The sequence below is a fragment of the Pandoraea fibrosis genome (assembly GCF_000807775.2).
Taxonomy (GTDB): domain Bacteria; phylum Pseudomonadota; class Gammaproteobacteria; order Burkholderiales; family Burkholderiaceae; genus Pandoraea; species Pandoraea fibrosis.
The window spans coordinates 1,016,392-1,040,225 of record NZ_CP047385.1; the positions used below are offsets into that span (position 1 = coordinate 1,016,392).

23 protein-coding genes and 1 tRNA gene are annotated in these 23,834 nt (G+C 56.5%); 8 read left to right on the forward strand and 16 right to left on the reverse strand.

Annotated features, from left to right (window positions below):
- The first annotated feature begins 10 nt into the window (after positions 1-10).
- The 3 genes from PI93_RS04520 to PI93_RS04530 all read left to right on the forward strand — a co-directional run bounded on the left by PI93_RS04520 (position 11) and on the right by PI93_RS04530 (position 2,709).
- Complete coding sequence (locus PI93_RS04520; protein WP_052241020.1) at positions 11-517, forward strand: DUF4212 domain-containing protein; 507 nt, start codon at positions 11-13, stop codon at positions 515-517.
- Positions 514-2,532, forward strand: coding sequence for a sodium:solute symporter family protein (locus PI93_RS04525; RefSeq protein WP_039374517.1), 2,019 nt, complete (start codon positions 514-516; stop codon positions 2,530-2,532). Before PI93_RS04520 ends, PI93_RS04525 begins: the two co-directional genes overlap by 4 nt.
- An 86-nt stretch (positions 2,533-2,618) precedes the next feature.
- Positions 2,619-2,709 (forward strand) — tRNA-Ser (locus tag PI93_RS04530).
- A gap of 83 nt (positions 2,710-2,792) precedes the next feature.
- Here PI93_RS04530 and PI93_RS04535 read toward each other — a convergent pair.
- From PI93_RS04535 to PI93_RS04580, 10 genes are all read right to left on the reverse strand, one after another.
- A complete protein-coding gene (locus PI93_RS04535) occupies positions 2,793-3,800 on the reverse strand; it encodes a site-specific integrase (RefSeq protein WP_236105730.1) in 1,008 nt (335 codons plus the stop codon).
- An 89-nt stretch (positions 3,801-3,889) separates the two neighbouring features.
- Positions 3,890-4,111, reverse strand: coding sequence for a DUF4224 domain-containing protein (locus tag PI93_RS04540; protein WP_072632887.1), 222 nt, complete (start codon positions 4,109-4,111; stop codon positions 3,890-3,892).
- Position 4,112: 1 nt separating this feature from the next.
- Positions 4,113-4,892, reverse strand: a complete 780-nt coding sequence (locus PI93_RS04545) for a rolling circle replication-associated protein (RefSeq protein ID WP_039374593.1) — start codon at positions 4,890-4,892, stop codon at positions 4,113-4,115.
- A 154-nt stretch (positions 4,893-5,046) separates the two neighbouring features.
- On the reverse strand, positions 5,047-6,714 hold the full coding sequence (locus tag PI93_RS04550; protein ID WP_236105732.1) for a type II secretion system protein GspD: 1,668 nt from the start codon (positions 6,712-6,714) through the stop codon (positions 5,047-5,049).
- Complete coding sequence (locus PI93_RS04555) at positions 6,711-7,772, reverse strand: zonular occludens toxin domain-containing protein (RefSeq protein WP_039374515.1); 1,062 nt, start codon at positions 7,770-7,772, stop codon at positions 6,711-6,713. Before PI93_RS04555 ends, PI93_RS04550 begins: the two co-directional genes overlap by 4 nt.
- 5 nt (positions 7,773-7,777) lie before the next feature.
- Positions 7,778-8,077, reverse strand: a complete 300-nt coding sequence (locus tag PI93_RS04560) for a DUF2523 family protein (RefSeq protein WP_125348261.1) — start codon at positions 8,075-8,077, stop codon at positions 7,778-7,780.
- Between the two features lie 7 nt (positions 8,078-8,084).
- Positions 8,085-9,749, reverse strand: a complete 1,665-nt coding sequence (locus PI93_RS04565; RefSeq protein WP_158453311.1) for an IgG-binding virulence factor TspB family protein — start codon at positions 9,747-9,749, stop codon at positions 8,085-8,087.
- Positions 9,750-9,899: 150 nt separating this feature from the next.
- Complete coding sequence (locus PI93_RS04570; RefSeq protein WP_039374513.1) at positions 9,900-10,154, reverse strand: hypothetical protein; 255 nt, start codon at positions 10,152-10,154, stop codon at positions 9,900-9,902.
- 47 nt (positions 10,155-10,201) lie between these two features.
- The gene (locus PI93_RS04575) at positions 10,202-10,477 is read right to left on the reverse strand and encodes a hypothetical protein (protein WP_144400492.1); all 276 of its coding nucleotides are present in this window, start codon (positions 10,475-10,477) and stop codon (positions 10,202-10,204) included.
- A 282-nt stretch (positions 10,478-10,759) separates the two neighbouring features.
- Entirely contained in the window at positions 10,760-11,068 is a 309-nt protein-coding gene (locus tag PI93_RS04580; RefSeq protein ID WP_039374511.1) for a hypothetical protein, read from the reverse strand.
- A 117-nt stretch (positions 11,069-11,185) separates the two neighbouring features.
- Between PI93_RS04580 and PI93_RS04585 the strand changes: the two genes are divergently transcribed.
- Complete coding sequence (locus PI93_RS04585) at positions 11,186-11,464, forward strand: hypothetical protein (protein ID WP_052241018.1); 279 nt, start codon at positions 11,186-11,188, stop codon at positions 11,462-11,464.
- Positions 11,465-11,871: 407 nt separating this feature from the next.
- Here PI93_RS04585 and PI93_RS04590 read toward each other — a convergent pair whose 3' ends face one another.
- Positions 11,872-12,120, reverse strand: coding sequence for a hypothetical protein (locus PI93_RS04590; RefSeq protein WP_144400493.1), 249 nt, complete (start codon positions 12,118-12,120; stop codon positions 11,872-11,874).
- A gap of 483 nt (positions 12,121-12,603) precedes the next feature.
- Positions 12,604-14,160 carry a DNA cytosine methyltransferase gene (locus tag PI93_RS04595; RefSeq protein ID WP_039374510.1) on the reverse strand — a complete coding sequence of 519 codons (1,557 nt, stop codon included), beginning with the start codon at positions 14,158-14,160 and terminating at the stop codon, positions 12,604-12,606.
- A gap of 100 nt (positions 14,161-14,260) precedes the next feature.
- Between PI93_RS04595 and PI93_RS04600 the strand changes: the two genes are divergently transcribed.
- Positions 14,261-14,644, forward strand: coding sequence for a very short patch repair endonuclease (locus PI93_RS04600; RefSeq protein ID WP_236105818.1), 384 nt, complete (start codon positions 14,261-14,263; stop codon positions 14,642-14,644).
- 95 nt (positions 14,645-14,739) lie between these two features.
- Here PI93_RS04600 and PI93_RS04605 read toward each other — a convergent pair whose 3' ends face one another.
- The 4 genes from PI93_RS04605 to PI93_RS04620 form a co-directional block, all read right to left on the reverse strand.
- Entirely contained in the window at positions 14,740-15,897 is a 1,158-nt protein-coding gene (locus PI93_RS04605; protein WP_039374508.1) for a hypothetical protein, read from the reverse strand.
- 30 nt (positions 15,898-15,927) lie between these two features.
- On the reverse strand, positions 15,928-18,123 hold the full coding sequence (locus PI93_RS04610) for a sensor histidine kinase (protein WP_039374507.1): 2,196 nt from the start codon (positions 18,121-18,123) through the stop codon (positions 15,928-15,930).
- 533 nt (positions 18,124-18,656) lie between these two features.
- Positions 18,657-19,490, reverse strand: coding sequence for a GSU2403 family nucleotidyltransferase fold protein (locus tag PI93_RS04615; protein WP_039374506.1), 834 nt, complete (start codon positions 19,488-19,490; stop codon positions 18,657-18,659).
- Positions 19,487-20,569 carry an RpiR family transcriptional regulator gene (locus tag PI93_RS04620; RefSeq protein WP_236105734.1) on the reverse strand — a complete coding sequence of 361 codons (1,083 nt, stop codon included), beginning with the start codon at positions 20,567-20,569 and terminating at the stop codon, positions 19,487-19,489. Before PI93_RS04620 ends, PI93_RS04615 begins: the two co-directional genes overlap by 4 nt.
- A 1,204-nt stretch (positions 20,570-21,773) precedes the next feature.
- Between PI93_RS04620 and PI93_RS25050 the strand changes: the two genes are divergently transcribed.
- From PI93_RS25050 to PI93_RS04630, 3 genes are all read left to right on the forward strand, one after another.
- The gene (locus PI93_RS25050) at positions 21,774-22,115 is read left to right on the forward strand and encodes a hypothetical protein (protein WP_407945355.1); all 342 of its coding nucleotides are present in this window, start codon (positions 21,774-21,776) and stop codon (positions 22,113-22,115) included.
- A gap of 89 nt (positions 22,116-22,204) precedes the next feature.
- Positions 22,205-23,341: a pectin acetylesterase-family hydrolase gene (locus tag PI93_RS04625; protein WP_158453410.1), complete on the forward strand. Its 1,137-nt coding sequence runs from the start codon at positions 22,205-22,207 to the stop codon at positions 23,339-23,341.
- 101 nt (positions 23,342-23,442) lie between these two features.
- The gene (locus PI93_RS04630) at positions 23,443-23,586 is read left to right on the forward strand and encodes a DUF4879 domain-containing protein (RefSeq protein ID WP_201278427.1); all 144 of its coding nucleotides are present in this window, start codon (positions 23,443-23,445) and stop codon (positions 23,584-23,586) included.
- Positions 23,587-23,834: the final 248 nt, after the last annotated feature.

A 23,834-nucleotide genomic window follows, 5' to 3' on the forward strand; every position in this document is an offset into this window, starting at 1 on the left:
CCGGCCTGCTATGGCGCATCGCTCGCAGACCGGCGCGGCCGGCACGACTGACAGCATGAGTGTCGGCGTGGATAACAGCGGGACGCCGCCGGACCTGGCGTCCGGCGGGTCGCCGTCCGATGTCGACTGGCATGGGGCGGCGGCAGCTGTCGCGTCGCGCCATTGGCGGCGCACGTTGCGGCTGGTGGCGGTCCTGATGGTGATCGGCTTCGGGGTGACGTTCGTGCCGCAATTCTGGGCGCGCGAATGGGCGTCGCTGCGATTTGCCGGGTGGCCGCTACCGTTTTACATGGGTGCGCAGGGGGCGATCCTGATCGATATCGGTCTGATCGTCATTTATGCGTGGCTGCAGCGTCGCAACGACGCGCGCTATCACCGTGAGCTGCATGCGTTACGCGATGCACATCGCGACAGCCTTGGCCTTGGCGTTGATGGGGCCGGGCCGAGCCGCGCGGCGGTGGCAGCGACCTCACGAAGTGCTTCCTCTCGCGCCGTTTCGGCGCCGACCTACCGATGAGTTTCACGCGCAGATTGATGCGCTACTACCTGTACTACACGGCGGGTTTCCTTGCGTTCGTGTTGATGATTGGTCTGCTCGAGCGGGTCAATGGTCCGGGGGTGTGGATCGGTTACGCCTTCCTTTTCGTGACGATTGCCGTCTATGCCGTGATCGGCCTGATCTCGCGGACATCGGACGCGGCCGAGTACTACGTTGCGGGACGACGCGTGCCGCCGATGTTCAACGGTATGGCATGTGCGGCGGACTGGATGAGTGCGGCGTCGTTCATGGGGTTGGCGGGGTCGCTGTACGTGTCCGGTTACGACGGCCTGGCTTACGTCATGGGGTGGACGGGGGGCTATTGTCTGGTGGCGTTCCTGCTCGCGCCGTATTTGCGCAAGATGGGTCGTTACACGGTGCCGGACTTTCTTGGCACGCGATACGACAGCAATCTGGTGCGCGCGCTGGGTGTCTTCTCGACGATTCTGTGTTCGTTCGTCTACCTTGTTGCGCAGATTCAGGGCGTGGGGCTGATTGCGTCGCGGTTCATTGGGGTTGAGTTCACCATTGGCATCTTCTTCGGGTTGGCGGGCATTCTTGTGTGCTCGTTCCTTGGCGGGATGCGTGCCGTGACTTGGACGCAAGTGGCGCAGTACATCATCATGATCACGGCGTTTCTGGTGCCGACGGCGATGATTGGTCATCAGACGGGCAACGGGTGGTTTCCGCAATTCAGCTACGGCCAGGCGTTGGCGAAGGTTGAAGCGCTGGAGCGGGAGATTCAGCAGTCGGTGCCGGAGCGGGAGGTGCGCGACTACTACCGTGAGCAGGCGGAGCAGATGCAGCGGCGTCTGGACGGATTGCCGGATAGCTTTTATAGCGAGCGTGCGGAGCTGGAGCGGCAGTTGCTGGACACGAAGCGTCGGAATGGGCCGTTGCGCGATGTGAAGGTGTTGGAAACGAAATTGGATGCGTTTCCGCGCGATGTTGGTGAGGCGCAGAATCAGTGGCTGGAATTGCGCAATCAGTATGTGGAGCGCAGTGAGCCTCCGCATGCGATGACGGAGCCGTTCCCGGCGCGAGACGATACGACACGAAGCTCGCAGCGGTTGAATTTCCTGTTGTTGATGTTGTGTCTGATGATCGGCACGGCGAGCTTGCCGCATATTTTGACGCGCTATGGCACGACGGCGACGGTGCAGGGCGCGCGCAGTTCGGTGGGGTGGACGCTATTTTTTGTGGCGCTGCTGTATGTGAGTGCGCCAGCGTTGGCGGTGATGCTCAAGTACGACGTGTTGTTGCATCTGGCGGGGGCGCGTTACGAGAATCTACCGGGATGGGTGACGCAATGGCGGCATGCGACACCGGTGCAATTGGACATCTCGGACGTTTATCGTGATGGGGTGGTGCAATGGGGCGAAATCTGGATGCAGCCGGACATGTTGGTGCTGGCGGGCCCGGAAATCGCTGGGTTGCCGTATGTCATATCGGGATTGGTGGCGGCGGGCGCGTTGGCGGCGGTGTTGTCGACGGCGGACGGATTGTTGCTGACGATTGCGAATGCGTTGTCGCACGACGTCTATTTCCACATGGTGGATAGAAATGCGTCGAGCCAGAAGCGGGTGACGACATCGAAGATTTTGTTGTTGTGTGTGGCGATGTTTGCGTCGTATGTGACGTCGCTGAAGCTGGGAAATATTTTATTTTTGGTGGGGGCGGCATTTTCGTTGGCAGCATCGTGTTTGTTCCCGGCGTTGGTGCTGGGGGTGTTTTGGAAACGCACGACACGGCTGGGTGCGACGGCGGGGATGGTGAGCGGGTTGTTGGTATGCGTGTACTACATCGTGACGACGTATCCGTTCTTCACGAGGCTGACGGGGTTTGTGGGGTCCCGCTGGTGGGGCGTTGACCCGATTTCGGCGGGGGCGTTCGGGGTGCCGGTGGGGTTTGCGGTGGCGATCGCGTTTAGCTTGCTGGGCGGACGCCCGAGCGCGCGGGACCGGCATCTGGTGGACCACTTGAGGCGTCCGTGATGAGGGTGCGGAGAAGAAATTTTACGTGGGCGACGCGAAAGGGTATGGGATGTTGCCGCCGACCTGCTATAATGCGCGACTCTTCAGGAGAGATGGATGAGCGGTTTAAGTCGCACGCCTGGAAAGCGTGTATAGGTTAATAGCCTATCGGGGGTTCGAATCCCCCTCTCTCCGCCACGGATACATAAGGCTTTGCAGCGAAGTGCCCGCTCAGCTTGTGCAATAGATGCGCGAGTGTGCAATAGAGCGGGCTGCAAAGTTCACTTCAAAGGCATCACCTTCTCGGCTTTACGGCGATACACGCGACGCGTGGTCCGGCTATCCGTGTGCGATAGCAGCGCCTGAGCATGCTCCAGCGTCTCTGCGTCACTTGCTGCTTTGGCACGCAAGTCGTGCTCTGAAAATCGCTCGGAGACGTCCGTTTCCTCAAGAACTCTGTCCATGAAATCGCGCCAAAGCGAGTCCCATCCGCCTGCGCGTCCAGTCAGTTCGTTGATGTACGGTTCTGCCCGGCGATTACAGAATAGATGAGTGGCGTTCTGCGCCGACCTGGCATCGATAGCCTCCCTCACGCAACGACGCAGTTCTTCGGTCCATTGATAGAGCGTTCGTTTCCCCGTCTTCTTGGCCGTCTTGTTTCGCTCGATCAGAATCCCATCGTCGGTAAAGTGCCTCTCCGGTTGAAGGCGTAGCAAGTCGCCGCGCGCCATGCCGGTCATGCCCTTAAGTCGAATGTAGGCCTGGACCATTCGAATGCCGCCACGAGGCCGCTTGGGCTTGATAGACATACACGCATCAACCTCCCAGTCCTCTACATAGCGTGTCCGTGCGTCTTCGCCCTTTAGGCGGACCTCGAATTTGAATGGGTGGCGATCAAGGTATCCCCATTCGACTGCTTTGGTAAAGGCATGTGACAGCACTTCGATTTCTCTATGGGCTGCGGTGACTGCCGGAACTTCCTTAAAGCTCCCGTCGGGTTGCTTCACTTTCTTTCGACGGAGATTTACGTAGGCGTAAATGTGTCTCGGTTTTATGCCACCCAACGGCGCATCGTGAAATTTTTCGCGTAGCTGCTTCACTGCGAGTTGGTTTTGCGTCTGCGTAGTGGGAGCTTTGGTCGGGACGACTTCGAGTGCATAACGGTCAAGTAGTTGGCCAACGGTCTTCGCCTTGTCCAGGGTTCCGAGACGTTCGGCCCAGACCCGATACGATTCCGGGAGTGTTTTGCCGAGACGAAACTTCTTTTTCCCATCCCAATGAAGCTCCATGCCAGGGGGGACTTCGTAGTAATAAGCCCCGTGATAGTGTCGCCATCGAGACGGAAGACCTCGATTTTCTGGTTTGCGCGGAACTGGCATCAGGCGACGCTCCAAACAGGGTTCCAGTCAGACGATGACTTTTCCGGCATGCGTCCCCCAAGAAGTGATTCCACATGCGCTCGCAACACGAGTACATGGCCGTCGGGCCTCACCCGATGTTCGATGCCCATAGAGCGAAGTGCGAAGACTTGGTTGTTTCGCCGCCGTCGCCCCGTCAATTCAGACAGTTCCTCGACGCTGAGAAAAAGCGATGCAGTCAATTCAGTTCTCCTTCGTTGCTAACCAGAAGCTTCCGAGCCCCTGATTCCAAAATGCTTGGCAGTTGTCCAACTTCGCGCCAGCCTCTTGAGCCGCTTCAAATGCAGTCACGATGGCCTTCACCGGGTCGTCGCTCAAGATGTGGTCGATGGCATCTCGCTCGGGGATCGTAATGCCACGACTCGACCAATAGCGCTTCTCGTTCATCTTGTGCTCGGCAAAGTCCTTGGTCAGATATTTGCCGAGGTAAGCCGCCAGCTTGTGATGTTGACCTTTCTGACGAAACGGATTGCGCACATTGACGTTGCCGTTGTCCTCGCCAACGATGGATATCCAGATCGCGCGGAGCACCCTGTAGTTCTGCCGTCCCTTTACCGCGATGTGTAGATGCCACGCGCCCCGTTTCTGACGTTCCGGAACTGCGATGTACTGGAAGTCCTGAATCTTGTTCAAGCGGCGGCGTAGAGCGTCGAAATGACGCTTCAGGCGCTCCTTGTCCTGCATATTCTCCCGGTAGGTCAACGTAATCATGCGATCCGCGCCAATGGCCTTACAACGCAATCTGACTTGTTGCTTGGCCCGTTTGGCCGCCGCCATTTGGTTATCTTCCGAGTTTTCGGATTCGCCGCGCTTGGCTTTCGGCAAGGTGTGAAGCCGCTGGGCGCCCATGTAGCGGTCGAATCGGGTGACGGTGACCTCCACCTGACCCTGTCCAAAATTTCGTCCCCTGACGATCCACTCTCGTCGGAAGGCGGAATCGTTCACTAAACTCGGTTCTTGCATGGCAGCTCCTTTGTCATGTGTCATCGCGGAGAAGGCGTTGGCCCCGGTGTTCTGCATCGGGGCCTTTTTTCATCCGGATCGAAGTCGAAGTGTTTCTGTCCCGGCTGGATGCCCTTTGCCACCCCCTTTCTCGTTAAGTGTTACGGATATAAATTTAGGGCGCGCTTCGCGCGCCCCCGCCGTCCTCGACCCTGCGGGCGGCGGCGGTCGCGCGAAGCGTCGTTCTTTCTTCGATCCGCGCCACTTTGTTGGCGGGAGCGGAAAGGCGGTTTTCAATGAGAGGAGGTGTAGCCGGTGGTGGCGCTTCGGCGGGCGTCTGGGGTGCTACCCGCTGCTCGGTCGCGCGGGTCGCGCTGAGTCGCGCGTCAACGGCCCGGACGTTGCAGGTGCGTCCGCGGGCATCCATGGCTTCGGCATCGGCGCCGACACTCCCGACGCTAGACGTCCTGACACGCTCTACCTGGAGGACGAGAAGGATCTCGGTGTTCGAGGTCGCATCGGCCTGGCTATCGAGGAATCGGGGCAGGAAAGACAGTCCCGTGGTGTTGTCGGATGCCTTGTTGGTTGTCAGTCCGCCAATGAGGATGATGTCGCCATCCTGCGAACTGATTTCGGTGCTCACTTCCCGGGTGTTCAGCGTTGGTGACTTGTTGACGCCAGTCGTCGTTTTCACGAAGTCGCTGATTTGCTGCGAGACGTGCAGATCGATAACGCAATCCTTCACGGTCGGGCGCAACTCGAAGATGACGCCGGACGAGTGGTATTCGACCGATTGAACCGGTTCACCGCCACCGCGAGGGTAGGAGACGGACTTGAGCACCGGGACTTTCTGCCCCACGGTGAGCTTTCCCCGCGAGCCGGATCGGATACGCAGGTTCGGGCTATTGATGACCTGAAATCGTGTGTCTTTCGATAGTGCCGAAAACACCGTGTCGAGATCTCCCGCTGTGATGCGCACAGCGTTGCTCAGCTTCTCTCCTGTCACCTGTATGGATAGCCCTAAACCTTTGGATAGCAGATCCAGTGCAAGCTGAAACGCGGAACCATGTTCGCTGCTTTGGGTGACCTCGTAGGCCGTTGCTCGCACAGCGACTTCACCGACCGGCGTATCGACGAGCGGTAGTAACTCCTGGAGCATCAGAATTTCGGCTTTCGTTCCACGGAAAACGAGCGTGTCGCCTTTCTGGTCGATGAGCATCGCCGCAGAACCGTCGAGGATATTGCCGCCCGCTCGTCCCTCGGGTGGGGCAGCGACTTCGCGGTTCACGGTGAACTGCCCTCGAAACACTGGCCTGACGAGATTGGCGAGATAGGCCGTGTCTCGATATTGGGGGCGATAGACGTAGGTGGATTGCGGTTCCGCGTCTACGCTGATACTTGACCGCTTGAATACGAAGTCGACACCTTGGCGCCTTTCGATGCCGAATCCGAGAGAATCCAGAAACGTGATCAGGAATGCACGTAGGTCGCCGCGCCTCGTATCGAACCGCATCGAGACCATTCGCGGGTCATCGAGCACTTCGGGGGAAATGACATAAGGCGTCTTGATGGCTTCGCCGTAGAGCAAGGAGACGAGCTGCGCCACATTGACGAACTGGAAGTCGAATTTTCCGGATGAGGGGCTCGGCCTTAATCGAGGGGGCGGGCCACTTGCGTTGGTCCAGTCGGGCGAGTGGGGGCGCTCGACGCTGTCCCGAATCGCCGGGCCGTCATCGTGAAGGGCTGGCCCTCGGTAATCGATGGGGGCGGGCACGATGCGAGGCTCGTCCGCAAATGATTGGGCTGCAGCGATCAACATCGCGCCGGCGAACAGGGACTTCATCGCGATTCTCCGAAGAACCGAGAAGCGGGCTTTTGCCCCGACCATGCAGTGACCTGTTGACCGTCGACCTCACCGATGATCGCGAGGCCACGATTGCGAAATGCTGATGAGGGCTCGATGCGTAAGCGCCCAGCGTTATCGCTCAGCACGACATAGCGCTTTCCTGTGACCGAGTATTGCCCCACGACGCGCCATCTATCGCTAAGCGTCGGAGCGCGGGGCACAAGATCGGATCGCACATTGGTGGGAGCGGGCAGACTTCCGTCCGATTCCACCTTAGTAGGCGACGACTCCGTGGCCAGTTCGGGATGAAAGAATCGCCAGAGGAGAACCCCAACGCCGGTCCAGCAGCCCACGAAAAGTACGGCGGTCATCCACAGCTTGGGATTGCGCAGCATGTTTTGCCGGGAATCGATGGCGCGCTCTTTCCCTTTGCCGCCCGCATACGACTGATACAGCGGAAAAATGGCTTTGTCGTATGTTGTGGTCGTGGTCCCCAGTCGTGCTGCCTTGGTGATCCGCCCGCCGCCGAACATCTCGACGCGATAGCGATTGCCTAGCCCCAATTCCTTGAGCTTCTTCGTGACGAACGTGACTTCGATCACCGAGCGTAACTGCCGGTGGAGATCCGTGATCGACTGGATCATCAACGCGACATCGCACGAAACGCCAGTTTCCGGATGCACATAGTGTCGATGCATCCGGAAGAAGCGCATGTGCTCGGGGCTGATTTTGTGCGAGACGGACCAGAACTCCCACGCCTCATCGATCGCCACTAGATCGCCTGCTTTGACGATTGAGTCGAGGTCCGGCCTCGTTTCGTCGGGAAAGAAGCCTGCCTTGAGAACGTCTGCGTTTGAAATAGGAATCAGCGCGCCAAGCGTTGTCGGGTCTGCTTTCTTCACGTCCGTGCAGTAAGCGTGAATAGCGTCCGCGTTGATGCCGTCGACATTGGTCACCACACGTCTGCCAGACAAAACCGCTGGCACGATGACGCTGCTAACGACCTCATAGCTCTTGCCCGATCCCATCAAGCCTGTGTAAGCGTTGATTGCCATGGCACTTACCCAATGATCGGCAAACGCCGGATGAGAAAGCGTGCTGCCATGGCGCTGACGATCATCGGTGCACCTTGTGAGACGGCAAACAGGTCGAGCCAATACCAAACCCCGGTAGGGATGCCCGAAAACACCTCGTTAAGCTTGGACACCTGCGGGAAGAGGTTGCTCGATTTGAGGGCGACGACAAATTCGCTGACGACATACCAGAGCGCAAAGAATGTCGCCCACTTGACCACCGACGCGCGGAACATAAAGCCCAACGCGGTGTTAAGAACGCTCGCGATAATGGCAAACAGTGGCATGAGGACCTCAGGCGGAGAGAACAATCAAAAGCGCCATGACCGCGAAGGCCGCGATCATCACCTGGCGAAGTTGTGGCCCAATGCGTTCGGCAATTTCGCAGTGGACATCGATTGGAATGGTGCGATCGAATACCTGGAACGTTGCGCGCGGACACTCAGCACCGTGCGAAGGCATCGTCCAGGCTTTGAAGTCGGCCGTCAGCCCCAGGATCGGATCGATGATCATCTTTGCGGTGGGCGTTTCTTCCAGTGCCGGCTTACCCACTTCGGGGGCGCCACCTAGCTCCATATCGACCTTGACCCGGTTGCCGATATCGACAGTCGGGCGGTTGACGACATTCACGTCCTGAACGCCTTCGGTGTTCTTGTTGCGGTCGGTGCCGGGCTCGCCCTCTTCATGGGGATCGCGCGCGGTGTTCGGGTCTATCTCGGGATCGGGTCTAGGATCGACGCGCGGATCTGTTTCGGGATCGACCTGCTGGTTTGGGTCTTCGCGTGGACGGATGCGAGGAGATATCGGTACCGTCTTGATGTCTGGCGGATTGGCGGGCTCGAATACGTCGCCGATATGCGGAACCAGCTTGGGATTCTCTTTGACCCATATCACCACGTCCTCTTCCGTGACGGGCTCCGAGTCGCGATAGGGGAGTCCCGCATAGTCAGGTGCTTCCGCCGCCTGCTGCCACGATTCATCGACGATGTCGGCGAGCGTCTTGGGGCTGATCGGCATCTTCATGAGTTCCCGGTTCATGCTGGCGCGCGCTGCGTCCAGATCGGGGTAAATCGATTCCGTTGTCATCCGGTTGAACCCGTAAAAGGCGTCGCGGCTGATGTCGAATACGGCTGGGTTCAGTTCGAGCGTCACCCATTCATGGGGCGCGGGGCAAAAGGGCGGGGCGTCGTCGTAGCAGGGCCGGTGTTTGTTTGTCCACATGCGTTCAGCAAAGCCTGCGAACTCGCCGTAGTCATCGAGCAATTCGATGATTTTCAGTTGCGGATCTGTATCGCCGGGCTGGAACAACCAACGTGTGCGCAGTGCCTCTAGCTCAGATATCGACGTGAAGGGGATGCGAATTCCGTGTTCTGGATAGGACAAGGCGATGCCGGCGGACTCTGGCGGCAGTAGCGGAAATTCGTGACATGCGACTCGGGTGTTTGTGGGGGAGCATCCATGCGTTCTATACACATGTGCCCCGAGGCGTCTGAGAGTTTCGAAAAGCGGTTCGTGGGAGGGAGACGTCTTGAAGTCCGGGTAGGGCGGTAACTTCACGGGTTCCGTGCGCGGGAGCTTGCTCGCGAGCGCAACGGAACCGTCATAGGTCTGTCCGATAGCGACCTCAGCGTCGCCCAATGATGCGATCAATTGGCTACCCGCACCGACGATGCCGAGCCCCGCGAGGATTGTCAGCCAGACGGGCGCGCCAGCAAGGGACAGGCCGATGCCCGCGCCGGTTGAGACAACGTTTAGCGCTGTGCTCGATGACGAGATTGCTTCTAACGTCGCAATAACGCGAGCGTCGTTCGCAGCGAAACCGCGGGAGGCTGCTATCCGCGTAATGACGCCAGCGATGGCGCGATTCATGGCGAAGTTCGCGACGGGGAGCGCTTGCGGTATTGCCGGCTGTGGTGCGAGGAGGGCGAGTAGCGCTAAGGCCACCATTGCTTGTTTCATCGTTATCCTCTCAAGCCTTGAACAACCGCCCATCCGCATACGACTCCCCAGGCGAAGAAAGTCAGATCCCACAGTTCTTGCGTCGGCATGATGGTCTCCGGTGGCCGAGCGCTCGACACGCGCGATGGAGCGCTCGGCCATGCTCAACGATTAGCCTTTGATAACGCCGAGCACGATCTTTGCGCCGCGTAGCGTGGCATACACGGTGACCAGCGACAGGGCGACAGCAAGGATTGCGGCGGTGGTGGAGCCCATGTTGATGCCGTTGGTCAGTGAGGACAGGTCAGGGCCGCCACCTCCGCCGCCACCGCCATCTGCCTTAGCCAAGCAGGACGCCGTACCCAACGTAATGCCGAGAGCGGTTCGCGTGACAATCGAGCGAAGGTGTTGAAGTGCTTCTTTCATAGTTACTGACTCCAATTGAGATGCCGGGATGCGCCCGGCGCGCTGGCTCAACCTCGACGGATGAAGCCGAGGACTGCGCCCACATGGGCACTCACGAACCAAAGGCCGACGACGGTTGTGAATGCCAATGTCCAGAAGCCCGCCATCTGTACGGTGTCGAGTGAGGTGGCGGGTGCATGTGCTTGCGCGATTTCGGGGTCGACGGAGACAAAACTGAATTGCTGGCCGTTCTCTGGCGGGCAGAGCTCGCGGTCAAGGGCGGTAATCGCCATCGGTGGGCGAATGGGTTGGCAGGCCAGCAGACGGATGGTTTGGTCTGTCACGCGCAGCCTCCGTGTGCACATTGCTGGCCTTTCGCCGCGCGAATGCACTTAGGAAGCGGATGGCCGTCGTAGTCCGAGGTTTGGGCGGCGAGCGAAAGCGTTTGTTTGGCGCGTGCCGGGCCGAAGCGGTCGCGTAGGCTGAGTAAGAACTGTCGGAACATCGCAACCCCCAATCTCCATCACGGCTAATGAGCTGCGACGGTGTTAAGAATCTGGCGGGGGGCCGGATATAGAAGATGAGTTATCGGCGTCTACATGAAGACGCGACGCAAGGCGGGAAAATCAGGTTGTGGATTTGCCGGAAGTTGCGGGGCGCGCGCCGCTCGCACAGGGATGCAGGGCTACAATGCGCGGAACTAGATGACCATCCATCGATTGAGAAAAGGCGAATTCCGCGAGGTATTCGCCTTTGGTCGTTTCCTTAAGACCGTCCGGCAGCATGACTCGGCCGACGACGGCTTGATCGCCTTCGCTTGTCGATTGGTAGAGCACGCACTGTGCGGTGCGCATGTCGTAGGGACGCCCCGTCTTACTTGAGATGCCTTCGAGTCGCGTGACGTCGATGATGATGAGCTTTTGTTTGCTGGTCATAAGGTCACCGGTTGCATGTGAGCGGCAGCAGGGGAATCCGAGCTACCGATGCCTAGGAATTAGACATGCCTAAAGTATAGGTTTCCATGTCTGGAACGTATTTGGGGAAATTCCGAGATGCGCGAGCGTATCTGCGAACTCATTGAGCACGTCGCCGACGCCGACCGATGTTGGCGGGAGATGGAGGACTTCACGGGTATCCCGTCGAAGCGGTGGCAGAACGTCTCGCGAGGTCTGCAACGCCCGACGTCCGAGATGATTGAAGCCATTGGTGAAGTCTGGCCGCAGTTTGCTTTCTGGTTGGTAACGGGGCGCACGGACGAGGCGAGCGGGCATATCTCACCCGCCCTGGAGCAAGTGGCTCGGGACTTAAACAAAATCCGGAAGGCTGGGTAGTCGCAGCGAAGGTGCTAAACCGATGGCTGCAGCGGCGTTAAGCCGCGAGAACGTTTCATGGAAGTGTCCCCGTTGCCTCGCTGAGGTGGAGAGCGCCAATCAGGTACTGGGGGCGACCGGCAGTTGTTTTACTTGATGTCGTCGCTTTACGTTGGAAGGTGTACGGCGAACGCTGTGCGGTGCCGCAAACCCCTCAGCGTTCCACGCGGTTGAGCCGCTAAGGAAAACAGCAAGATCGTTCATCGGCTCCCGGCAAAGTGCCGGTAAGCAGTTTCGTAAGCCTTCGCGACCACCATTCGGGCGCTCGTCGTGACGTTGGCAGGCAACTCGTCGCGGGTTTCCTCATAGAAAAGCAGAAGTGCCTCTCGCAATGAGAGGCACCAAATTGCTGAGGGCTCGAGGCAACGTCAGGACAGCAGGAGTGTGGGGTTTCCTGCAAAACTCAGATCGTCGTCCAACCGTTGGGTCACGTCGAGAACTTCGTCCGCGAGGTCTCCCAGTTGCTCGAAGTATGCGTTTGCGAATTCGGAGGGAATGGCTTCCGCACTTTCTTGATTGGCCGCCACCATGCAAAGTGCGACGAGGCGTTCGGAAAGACAGTGCAGTTTGTCGAGAGAATCGCGAACAGCGACAGGAGTAGATACGAGAGAGGTCATGCTGTGTGTCCTCATGCTAACCGTTTCAATCCTGCCCCTCGTGCGACGAGAGGGGGTGGGCAGGCACTGGACTGGGTTAGCGGACCGCTGATCAGTCGGATTGGGCGGCACACCCGAAGGTGTCCCAGCCCAGGCCTGCCCGTTGATTTCGTAGGCATGCATGAGACCGCACACGAAGCCGCGATGCATTGCGGCTGTGTGCCCGGACAGATCAATCGGGCCGCTACGCCCGGTCACGTTTGGGGCGTGACGAGGACAAGCTTACAGAGACCGCACGCAGGCAACAAGAACGCAAGCGGTGAATTATGCGAGATAAGTGCGATTTCGGATTCGTCTTAGAGGAATGTAAGGAAACATCCTTCTGAGAAGCTCATTTCCGTGCTTCTAGAGAACAAACCCGAGGGACACCATCGAGACACGAAGTAACGGTAGCGACGAGAGACTCATCTCTTGGTCTAGACGGAACCTCAAGGCATCGATTTTCTAGAAAAGCTGGCGTACGATTTGCGCGATTTTTTTTGCGAGCAAGGGAGGCACAGCGTTGCCGACTTGGTGGTACTGCTGGGTTCGATTGCCTTGGAATATGTAATTATCGGGGAACGTTTGCAGTCGAGCAGCTTCCCTCACGGTCAGACTTCGGCATTGACTGGGATCGGGATGAATAAAATAGTGGCCATCCTTGGAAATATGGCTTGTTATTGTTGTCGATGGTTTTTCCAAAAGCTGAACCCGGAATCTGTCCGAAAACTTTCCACTTTTCCAGTTCGCATGATTCGGGTGCAACAATTCACTCAGGTTGAAATCTTCATGCCCTTTGGGGGATTGCCCATTGGCCTTCGCGAATGTACTCGCAAATGCATATCGCATGAGGTCCGAGTCCATGTGGCCTCGCGCCTCATGATTCATCCAAACTTGGAGATGCTCGTCCTCTAGCCATTCCGCAAGCGGAGAGTCCAAGGTGCATGTCGGGTCCTTTGGCACCCGTAGTCCACCAGAACTCAAGCTATCTGCTACGCCGATGAGCCCACGTTGTAGTTCTGCAAGGATCCCGTTTTGTCCGCTAAATGTCGCTGCTTGAGACAGACTGCTAAAGTGCGTTCGGACAACGCGTGCCCACTCGTCGGGACTGTCTTTCCGTTTGCTAAGTTTGCTTCTGAGTGGCGGCAAGGATCCAATCGCGTCATTAAGCGTGGGACATTTGGATTGGAATTTTTCTAAAAAATGACTGATCGGTTGATCCATGTCCTCTCGCACGCCCAAGAGAATCACGCGGTGGCGAGCTTGTGGAATGCCATAGTTTTCCGTACGAACCACGAACTTCCGAACATCAATGTCCTCGAGAGCCATTTTCCTGTCGAACATTGCTTCTTCGGAAAGCGAATAGATCGTATAGCCACCCCTACGTGTTCGCTTGCCTGCTACAGCTAGATCTGGATCCGAAAGGTCTCTAAGAATCGAATGGAACACAAGCTCGCCACCAACCGTTGATGAGAGAATCCCCTTGACATTCTCCATGACAAATACGGCAGGTCTATATTTATGGATGATTCGTAGGTATTCCTTGTACAGGAAGTGCCGATGGTCGTTTTCCGGACGATAATCACTTTTACCCTTATTTCTGGCCCGACCGACTAACGAATAGGCTTGGCATGGAGGGCCTCCAATTAGAACCCACGGTGCGCGCGAAGACAGACGGTGCTTCCTGATTTGAGCATCCAGTGTAGCGTTGCCCTCGGGGGTGCCAAGCGTAAGTTGCAGGGCTTCCGACCTCGCCGTCTTGAGCGCTTGCTGTGCCAGCGGGTCGCTAATGATGTCTCGCCCCTCGTTGCAGAAGTCATAGTAGGCCTGAAGTGCAGAACCTCCCGCTCGTTTAAGTTCACGAAAGACCGATCGCAACTGGAGCGTCTTGTGCGCATGTGGGTCCATCTCGGCCGAAACTACGATTTGAAATGGTTCTCCTTCAAGCGAGGAAAAACCCTCCCCGAGTCCACCTGGGCCTGCAAACAAATCAACGATCGGTATGGACTGTTTTCTTGACATACTTCATAGAGACTTCGGAGAGCGGGAACCACTTGGCCGTGGAAAATCCAGGATACCAGGAATGGTAGATATCGTCGACGAAAACACTCGCTCCCGGATGATGTCGAATATCAGGGCGAAGGATACCAAGCCGGAGATGATCGTTCGGCGGTATTTGCATGCGCATGGCTTCCGCTTTCGGTTGCACGATAGACGGTTGCCAGGTACACCGGATTTGGTGTTGAGAAAGTACCGAACCGTAATATTCGTGCACGGTTGCTTCTGGCACCATCATGCCGGATGTCCCAAGGCGTACGTGCCTGCGTCAAACACGGATCAGTGGATGAGGAAGTTTGAGCTGAATCGAGCCCGCGACGCAAGGTGTTCGGAAATGCTTGCAATAGCAGGATGGTCCATCATCGTGGTATGGGAGTGTGAGCTTGGGGCAAATAGATCCGCTACAACGTTGCTCAAATTGCGCGAAACCCTATTAGGCTCACTCTGAGCAGCGAAAGTCGATTTGCGCCCATGGGGGACGGAATTCGCCCCGTGTCACTACGGGGCGGCGCAAGCTCATGAGATAGATGGCGATGCGGACGACTAGTTTGGGTGTGAGTAGTCAGGGGTTCCGATTCGACTAAAGAATGTTCCAAGTCGCTCGACTAGTGAGGGCAAGAATTCGCCGGTCAACGCGGCCACTCGCACGCCAGGAAATTGGATGTTTTCATTCACAGGGCGTTCAACGAAGCGCACCTTGTCAAAGCGCACCATAAATGGCCCCAAGGATCTGTCTGCAAGCTTCATTTGGGGCAGGAAGTGTAAGTTTGTCTTGCTTCGGTGCTGCGTGAATTTTCTTAGTTTCTCCTCCGCGGCTCCTAGTTTCTCCAACGGCTTTTTAGTATCTGTGCCTTCAGCTGCGGCAGCTGCCTCATACGCTCCCTTGGCGGCGTTGACTGCGTCAACTAGCGCTTGCCACTCCGCTGATACGTCCTCGCATACAGCGAGCTGAATGGTATCTCCGCGGGTCGCAGGGCGAGCGAGGTCGCATCGGGGTGTGATTACGATTTCGAGGCCGGCAGCGAATTGCAGAAGGTCGCCGGTGCGAAGACCGTCCCGTATTGGCGGTACAAAGTACCACTCCTCGGGGTGCGCGACCTGATTTCCTCGCTCTTGGAGTGTGGCGTAGACGTGCGAGGTGATATGACGAGTAATTGCGCTTTGAACCTGATTTTGGCTCGGTTGGTCGACGATCCAATTAGCCCAGCGAGGCCAAATGGATTTGGCGAAGATTTTCGCCATTTCACGGCGAATCGCCTCTTGCGCGGCTTGAATGTGCTCAAGCATGGGCGCTTGCTCCGTCAACCAACGCATCACGGCATTAGTGCCATCGCCATCGTCGCCCCCCTTCACAAAAATACGGACAGACCCCCTCGCGTATTCTGGACTGTCGACCAACTTCGTTTCACCCGTGAAGGCTGCGACTGCGGCCATCTCTGCTTCCAGTATCTCTTTTAGAGCGTCATTGCCGTCAGTGTTTGGTGCGGCGTTGCCATTCTCCAACTGCAAACGAATGTCGACAATGGCTGCATCGAAGTTGCTAGTTGCAATACACTTTCGGACATTAGTTAACGTAGATGCGAACTGAGCTTCAATAAAAAAGCCGTGCCCCGTGTCTTGGGTGTCGGCATTGTGCATATCAAATTGACGCTTCCATGAGTTTTGTTCGTCAATGTCATCTTCGACGATGAGTACTCTCATTTGAAAAGTCATTAAAAATCCCCGATTATTCTAATTGCTAACTGGAAACTCGATAATAAAAGTTACATCAGGGGAGTTTTCATCAAATCTTAGATCCCCCATGCTTGCGCGGCATGCCTCGCGTGCGATGGCGAGGCCAAGTCCCGTGCCATCTGATTTTAGGCTAGCCCCGGCCTGAAAGAGACGTGGAATGTAATTTTCATCGATAAGCGGACCATTGTTTGAAATTGAAACAAGAACATTTTTTTCGTTCTTCTTGCTTGTAATTATGATTTCCCCGTCTGGGTTGTTCTTTGTCGAAATCCAGTAAATGGCATTTTCGACGATATTCATTAGGGCTGCCTGAAAATCCTCGATATAGCCATAGGCCTTAATATCTGAGGGGACGTCGAGTTCAATGCGAATGCCGTGGTCGGCCAAGGACGCTTCGAAGAGGTCGACTGATGCACCAATCGGATGAATTACCGAGAATTCCACGGGGCGACCTCTGCGCCGACCGGAAACTGGGTCGAGCTTCTTAAATAGACGACTAAGCCCTTTGGTTCCGTTATTCACAACCTCTATCTGGCTGGGAAATTGCTTTCTCGCAATCTCTCCCTTCTTGCTCGCGCCATCTGTCACAAATTCAATGTTTTCGGCGAGAGCTTTTCCCGCGGTAGCCATCGGATTCAGAAGACGTCGTCCTTCGTGAATGACCTGTGCGACAACCAAGCCCAATGCGGCTCGTGATTGAAGAAGTTTCTGGTACTCTTCAATCTGATCTAACGAGCTGGTTAGTGCTGTTGAGTCCTTGGCAATAGCCTTCTCTATTGAGCCCCTGAATTCCACCGGGAGCTTGGCCACGGCTTGCGAGACTGCATGGAGAGCTGCAAGCGTTTTTGCATGGGAGACATCTGCCCGTGGGCGACGACTTAGTCCCGCCCGCTCGCGATACTCCAATCGACGATCTTCGGCATAAATCAGTACGTCGCCAACCAGGCGCTTTAGCCGTTCGAAGGCCCCGTTATGCTCTAACCCCTCGCGACTACTGCGTTCCACCAGCCTATTGGTGCCCTCAGAGCCAATGTAAATGCTGCCGGATACCTGAGATATACCCAATTTTTTAGACGGATTTTGTACTCGCTGTCTCTCAAGTTCGAGCCAATCATTTTCTGGTTCGCCGTAAGGTCTGATTCTGAATCCGCTTCGAAAGATTGCGATGCCGGCGTAGTCGCTCAAGATCTTTCTGGCATCGCGAATTCCAATTTGTTCGAAGTTTAATCCCATTCTGGAAAAAAGAGCGGATACTGACTCTGCTTCTCGATCATAAATGTTGATGCGGACGTCAAAAGCTCCGCAGGGCTCTTCGTCTTCTCGAGGTTTCGAAGAGTTCATCTCCAGAGGTAACGGGTGATTGTCGCCCTTGCAAATGGTGAACGTTCCGAAAAATTGCCCATCCTCATCGAATCTACCTTCCAGGATATAATCGGCGATGTTGGATATTTCGAAGGGCCGTATTAAATTCGGATTTTCGACATCATCGGTATTCTGCAGGTGAGTGAAGTTAAGCTTTTCGAATAAATCTTTGCCGTCGAAACCGGTAGTGGATTGTGTAAAATCAGAGATATCGAGGTGAATATCAAATTGATCACCTGCTATGTTCGGTGATGCAACTCTTCTCAACTCACGAATCAACGATTCCAAGCGTTTTTTTGTCCAGGTATCGCGAGTCGAAGTGATTTCTAGACTCACTCCGGTTGGATGTGAACTTCCCTGCGGCAGATATCGCTGACTGACCGGAATGTCTATGTCATCGAGATAGTTTTCGGCGGTGAAAATATCCCAATCGACTGACAATTTAACTTCTTCTTTTCTTCCCGAAGCATCGACGGCGACTGACTTCAGTGCGGTAAATCTTCCGAGCCGTGATGCTGCGAAGCGTCCAATGCCCTTCGCTCCAAGTAGTCGTCGCCCGCGCGGACTTACGCATCTACGTAATTTTTCGTCGGTTGCCGGTTCGAACCAACCATTCACGACCGTTTGAAGTGTCATACCGTGTCCTGAGTCCTGGACACTGATGGCACCTCTAGGGACCGCGTCGTTCGGTGGCGTGATCTTGATTACGACAAACGCTGAATCCGCATCGTAAGCGTTCTTCACTAGCTCAATAAGTGCTGCTTCGGGGCCGCTAATAAGTTGATCCCCGATCGTTCTTATAATTCGCGCGCGCGGTCTCAGCTTTGCCATAGAGGGCTCTTCGTTATCCTAGGTTTTTCCGATGCCAGCATTGTTTGCGTGGGCTGGGCGAAACTATTTGCCCTATTGTAATGCTCGAATTTCTCTATGTGTAATCAGAACACCCAAATCCTGTCATGGATGTCCGCTAACCAGAATGTATGGGGGGGCCGTACGCTTATAGCGCTGCATCATCTTCGATGAGACGGGGATGGCGAAGAATAGGGGGGCGTGTGGCGGCAAGAGGGCTAGAGTATGCCGCCACCGATGTCGGCCATAATCGGATAGTTGAGTGTTGCCCTTCGGGGTGGAACTGTCGACTGAATGTCTATGGGGTGTTCGACCAATAGACCTCTATTGGCCGGAGCTGTGTGTAAATGCGGAAGTACTTGGTTATGAGATGTCGCTTGATTTGGTTGGGGGCTGCTGCGAAGCTAATGCAAGGCGATCTGATGGTCGACGGCTTGGACTTGAGCCTTCGGCGTGCGTTTCGCACAGTCTTGACTGAAACCGGCCGCATGAACATCTGTGGGGAGACGGATGCTCTATGCCTCGCCGAACAACTCCTCGAATCCTTCCTTGCAAAGCTTGAGCATTGCTTCGGGTTCCTTTTTATCAGGGGAAATCTCCGCCGCCTCGCGGATGACGTCGTTCATCTCAGAAAATAGTTCTTTGACGCCGTCACGAACGGACTTTTGCTGGTTGGGATGCTGCGTGTTCTCAAGTTTCTTCCAGATGGGGGCGAGGTCGGTCTCGATGGCCCCATTGAAAATCTGAAGTGTATCGTGGATATAGAGCACATCCTGTGCGCGTTTTTTCCCGACCCGCTTGTCCCTGATCAGAAGCTTCTGGATCATAAAGCTCACAGGATTCGGCACTCTCAGATCCGCTACTGCCTCGCCCAATCCAGACTCATCCTTCGGGATGGTCACAAACCAAGGGTCGTAGAGCAGTACTTCTAGGTAGCGGAGCTTTTGTGCGACAACACCTGCGTGTTGTTCGGTGGCATCGTCTTGCAATACCCCATGCTCATCGCGTTTTTTTCCGCTGCCCGTGAGTGGCGTGAGGAACTCCGCGTAAAATCCATTCGTGCCGTCGCTTAAGTTATAACGCATGGCTGGTGGCCTGAACTCACCAGCAAGGTTCGGCTCCTCCGCGAATCCTGCTCCTGCCAAGGCCTTCTTGATATCACCTTCGAGAGGTTCGCGCTTGTCGTATGCTACATCTGCGTCTCGGGTGAAGATCGGAATGTGATCTGCCGTGTAAGCGCGCGGCTCATAGCGATAGAGTCGGAATGCCCAGCCACCAATGAAGACGATCTGCTTGCGCCATGGTTCAAGGGTCACCGCAAGTAGGCTAAATTCGGCTAGTTCGCTCACACTTTTTCTCCCGCGATCTTTGCCAGCACACCGTGCTCGAGTTCGGCCGCTTGCTCCGCACCGCGCCTCGGGTCTGCTGAAACGTCCAGCCATGTCTGGATGACGTCTGACACCCATATCCCATCTCGCATCACTCGCCCACGAAGCAACGAATTGGGGTATGGGTGCTGTTTCAGAATGAAATCAGGCCGCTCGCCTTCGCGCGCCCGACGGAGGCCCCGCCAGTTTTCACTGGTTATGAGATCAGGCACCCACAACGTCGCTGTTGCGCCATTTACGTGCCCTACGCCGAGTGCGTGCGCGGCAGAAAACTGCCCCAGTGTTGCCCCCTCTTCCCGTTTGAGCGTCTTACGTAGCTGCTCCTCAGGCACGCCACTCGCGAGAAACTTCATTGGCACACTGACGGCCGGCTTCGCGTATGCGGCCTTCCATCGTTGCGCAAGCTTGCGTCTTTGGATGATTCTCAGGTGCGGCGCGAACTCAACCAAATTCTCTTCCTTCAGGGCATTGACGAGACGTGTAGCGGTCATGACCGATACGTCAGCTTCGCGCGCAAGCTCGGTCGCTGTCCGATATGTCCTTTCTGGAGCGTTAATTAGGTTGTCGCGTTTGATGTCCGACGCCAGCAACAGCTTGAGCATCCATTGGGCCAGATCGGAAAGAACGAGTGTTGGTGGTGCCGAATGGCTCATTCGCCGCATAGCTGCGCTCGGCTCGTTGGCTTCCAGACCAGGAAAATCAACATACAGCGGCGTGTCCGACAGGAGGGCGATCGGTTCGCCTTCACCATATGTATGCTGAAAATCCCGAACCTTGTTGACGAGGGTCGGTGATGCAACGCCCACCCATAGGAGGACGGCTGGCCGAAACTTTTCTTCACTTGCGTTTGCGTGAGCGCGCGATTCAAGCAGTGCCTGCGAGAACAGCGGTATCACACGATCTGTTCGTCCCTCTGTCAGCGCTTTGAGTACGGCGTGGTACTTTTCACCATGAGGACTGGTCAGGACAAAATCTGCGCCCTTGTCATCCGCTCGGCCCTCCTCGATCTCCCAGCCCCCGTTCTCAAACAGCGTACGCACGGAGTCCCGCGCTAGGCGCTCGGCAGCTCTAGTTCTGAAATGGTGGTTACTCATAATTCACTTGGCCGAGTTATTTAAGATGGCCATGTGAAATCACTTGGCCGCGTTATATCACTCGGCCATGTTACTCCCGTGCCACCCCACATGCAAGAAGATGACCTTTTTCATCGCTGATGTGTGCTAAGGCTGTGAGGCACGGTGACGAAAGTGCACCGAGTATCGTGCGAGAGATTGTTGGAACGCCCAAGTCCTACGTCCAGAAGCTAGTGTGGACAGCGCCACAGTGCTGGCCGCGACAATAAAGCTCCGCGCTCTGAAATGAGGGGGACATCGGTGCCATAGTTTGTCGCGCTCCTAGGATCGCCAGTGGTTTTGGGGCGAAGTAGGGGGCGGCAATGGCACATCAAAGCTCTGTCACTCCATTGATTTTAAAAGAGATTCATGGAATGGGGGAAGCGGTTAATAGCCTATCGGGGGTTCGAATCCCCCTCTCTCCGCCACTAGATTCCATGCGGGTTTCCGGGCAGTTCAGGAAACCGGTTTGTGTCATAGATCGGGTGTTATGTCATTCGACCCGGTTTCTTGAGCGGATTCACCCGCTCGGCTTTCCCTCGGTAGATATGTCGTGTTGTTCTGCTATCAGCATGAGAGAGCAGGGCGCGCGCTTGCTCGAACCGTCAAGCGACCCCGCGTCACTCGCCGCCTTGGCGCGAATGTCATGCTCACCGAACGGCACCGTCACCTTTGTTTCTTCCATGGCTCTGGCAATGAACTCCGCCCAGAGTGATTCCCATCCGACCGCACGTCCGTGTCCCTTCACGTAGCACTCGCCCTAGCGAATGCAGGATAGCCAGCGCGATTTCGCGACAGGGTGAGCAGCCTGCACAGCCGCAACGGCCGTGCGTAGATCGTCGTTCCGGAGATATAACGTGCGCTCGCAGCACGAGCATGCTGTCGTCCGGCCACACCTTGTGTTCGATGCCGAGAGTCGAGAGTCGAGAGAACGTGAGACTGCGACTCATATCGCGCGCAGCCAGTCATCTGCCGAATTTCGTCTTGCATCGTGGCGTCAGCCGCCGGAGAAGGCGGGTACGTGACGATTCGAGAAAAGCTCATTCACGCGCTCGGCGGCGGGGCGCCGATCATTGCGATTGCGCTTGCGGCGAACTTCGAGGGCGTGCGGCGCGAAGCGTATCTTGACGCGGTGGGTATCCCAACGATCTGCGACGGACATACCCAGGGCGTTAAGCATCGGGATGCGGGCCATCGCCAACGCGCTCGCTTCCGCCGCGAAGCCTGTCGGCCTGCAAAGGCTTCGGTATCAAGAAGACTCCAATTTTTCGCTCGTCGGCCTTTGCCGGAGTGTGGAAGATGCAGACAGATGTCGAATTCTCGGCGGAAATTCAAACGAAATCCCCAATTCTTCAAAGGATCGTTGTTCGCCTTTCTCATATTTTTGGGGCTGGCGTATGCTGGGCGGCGATGCGCCGGGGCACGAGAGACTGCTCATATATTTCTCTCAATTCATAGGGTCGGGCACTCATGAATAAGAATCGGTTCCGCAAAGTCTTTTGCATCATCGAGGGGGAAAAACTCGCCGCCAATCAAAGAACTACTCTGGGAGAGAGGAACCCTATGCAGATCCGCCACGCCGTCACTCTTGCCTTCTTGCTTGCCCCGGTCGGGGTCATGGCGCAGAACCAAGGCCAGGCAGAGAAGAGCCCCTGGAGGACCATTGAGCCGGGTGGTGAAACCTCCTGCGCGACAGGAACACCCTATGCCTTCCATGTGAAGCCGGGTGAAGGCGCGGACGCCGCGAAGCTCATGATCTTTCTCAGTGGCGGCGGCGCCTGCTGGACGGGCGAGCAATGCGACCCCAGCTCGGCGGTTTACATTCCCTTCGCGCGTCCTCAGCCAAACGAACCGCAGTGGCGGAGCGAATACATGGGGCGCCTTGGACTCTCTGAACGGGTTGATCCAAGCGACCCGCGCAACTGGCGGGGAGTCTTCGACCTCGGCAACCCGGAAAACCCGGTTGCCAAATGGACGCAGGTCTATGCCTCCTATTGCACAGGCGACGTATACCTCGGCAATCGCGATGTGACCTACAAGACAGCGGATGGTCGGGAGATAGCGGTGCGCCACCGGGGGCGTGCAAATGTGGAATCGGTGCTCAGTTGGGTCTATCAGAACGTGAAGAAGCCCGAGCGCATCGTCGTTGCCGGGTCGAGCGCGGGCGCCATCGGCGCGCCGATCTATGCGGCGGAAGTCGCGGATCATTATCCGGACGTTGAGATTACCGCCGTCTCGGACGGCGCGGGCGGCTATCGGTCCCCGAAGATTGCGGAATTGATCCGGCACTGGGGCTTCTGGGATGGCGCGCCCAAATGGATGGGCGGCGTCGATCGCAAGAGCGCGACGTTCGAAGATCTCGGCCGCGCGGCGGTGAGACACGCGCCGCGTTTGCGAGTCGTCGAACTCGACACCGCCTATGACCAGGCGCAGGAAAGGTTCCAGAAGGCCTTCGGCACTCCCTCCAGGCTCTACCCGCTGCTGTTGCAGAACCGGGCGGAACAGGCCAAGGGGATTCCCGGCTTCGCAGGCTTTACGAGCCGTGGCAAGGAGCACACGCAGCTCCTTTTCGACCGCTTCTATACCAATAAAGAGGAAGGCGTTCGCGTAGTGGACTGGTTCCGCGACGTGACGGAAGGCCGCAAGGTCAAAAGCGTCACTTGCGGCGAACCGAAGTCCTGCGAAAAGGAACCGGAATAGGAGTCTTCCGGTTCGGACAAGGCTGTAACTTCGATAGCATTTCTGCCGCGTTGCCCGGCTGGCTTCCCGCAAAACACATGCGTCACTGGTGGTGACTACACGTGACACTGCACTGCCGGGCAAACGTGGTTGGATTTCTGAACGAATACAACCTCGATGGCTATCAGAATGGCCTGTTCAAGTACCAGAACCCTTCCATCAATTCGCTGTGGAGCACCATGTCGGTGCAGATCAGCGTTCTTTAACCTGCTGATCGTCGCCTGATGTTGTTGAGGCCGGGAAACCGGCCTTTTGTATTTCTAAACGTGGATATTGACGCCGATGGGTTGGCCTTGCCGACCCAACATGATCGATATAGCCGATTTCAGCATCTTCACGGTCGTCTCGTCGTTGCGGGATAGCGCGCCTTCTGTGCCGTCGCGCATCTTCTGCGTGAAAGTCGTATCGCTTCCCGGCGCTCTCGGCCGTTAGCGAATATAGGTGCTTAGCGTTT

Bases quoted from the DNA above. Each gene is read 5' to 3' on its own strand.
- PI93_RS04545 (WP_039374593.1), bottom strand. From the start codon at position 4,892: ATGCAAGAACCGAGTTTAGTGAACGATTCCGCCTTCCGACGAGAGTGG.
- PI93_RS04605 (WP_039374508.1), bottom strand. From the start codon at position 15,897: ATGAGAGTACTCATCGTCGAAGATGACATTGACGAACAAAACTCATGG.
- PI93_RS04550 (WP_236105732.1), bottom strand. From the start codon at position 6,714: ATGAAGTCCCTGTTCGCCGGCGCGATGTTGATCGCTGCAGCCCAATCA.
- PI93_RS04580 (WP_039374511.1), bottom strand. From the start codon at position 11,068: ATGACCAGCAAACAAAAGCTCATCATCATCGACGTCACGCGACTCGAA.
- PI93_RS04565 (WP_158453311.1), bottom strand. From the start codon at position 9,749: ATGAAACAAGCAATGGTGGCCTTAGCGCTACTCGCCCTCCTCGCACCA.
- PI93_RS04520 (WP_052241020.1), top strand. From the start codon at position 11: ATGGCGCATCGCTCGCAGACCGGCGCGGCCGGCACGACTGACAGCATG.
- PI93_RS04535 (WP_236105730.1), bottom strand. From the start codon at position 3,800: ATGGAGCTTCATTGGGATGGGAAAAAGAAGTTTCGTCTCGGCAAAACA.
- PI93_RS04590 (WP_144400493.1), bottom strand. From the start codon at position 12,120: ATGACCTCTCTCGTATCTACTCCTGTCGCTGTTCGCGATTCTCTCGAC.
- PI93_RS04555 (WP_039374515.1), bottom strand. From the start codon at position 7,772: ATGGCAATCAACGCTTACACAGGCTTGATGGGATCGGGCAAGAGCTAT.
- PI93_RS04610 (WP_039374507.1), bottom strand. From the start codon at position 18,123: ATGGCAAAGCTGAGACCGCGCGCGCGAATTATAAGAACGATCGGGGAT.
- PI93_RS04600 (WP_236105818.1), top strand. From the start codon at position 14,261: ATGTCGAATATCAGGGCGAAGGATACCAAGCCGGAGATGATCGTTCGG.
- PI93_RS04595 (WP_039374510.1), bottom strand. From the start codon at position 14,160: ATGTCAAGAAAACAGTCCATACCGATCGTTGATTTGTTTGCAGGCCCA.
- PI93_RS04570 (WP_039374513.1), bottom strand. From the start codon at position 10,154: ATGAAAGAAGCACTTCAACACCTTCGCTCGATTGTCACGCGAACCGCT.
- PI93_RS04560 (WP_125348261.1), bottom strand. From the start codon at position 8,077: ATGCCACTGTTTGCCATTATCGCGAGCGTTCTTAACACCGCGTTGGGC.
- PI93_RS04625 (WP_158453410.1), top strand. From the start codon at position 22,205: ATGCAGATCCGCCACGCCGTCACTCTTGCCTTCTTGCTTGCCCCGGTC.
- PI93_RS04585 (WP_052241018.1), top strand. From the start codon at position 11,186: ATGCGCGAGCGTATCTGCGAACTCATTGAGCACGTCGCCGACGCCGAC.
- PI93_RS04525 (WP_039374517.1), top strand. From the start codon at position 514: ATGAGTTTCACGCGCAGATTGATGCGCTACTACCTGTACTACACGGCG.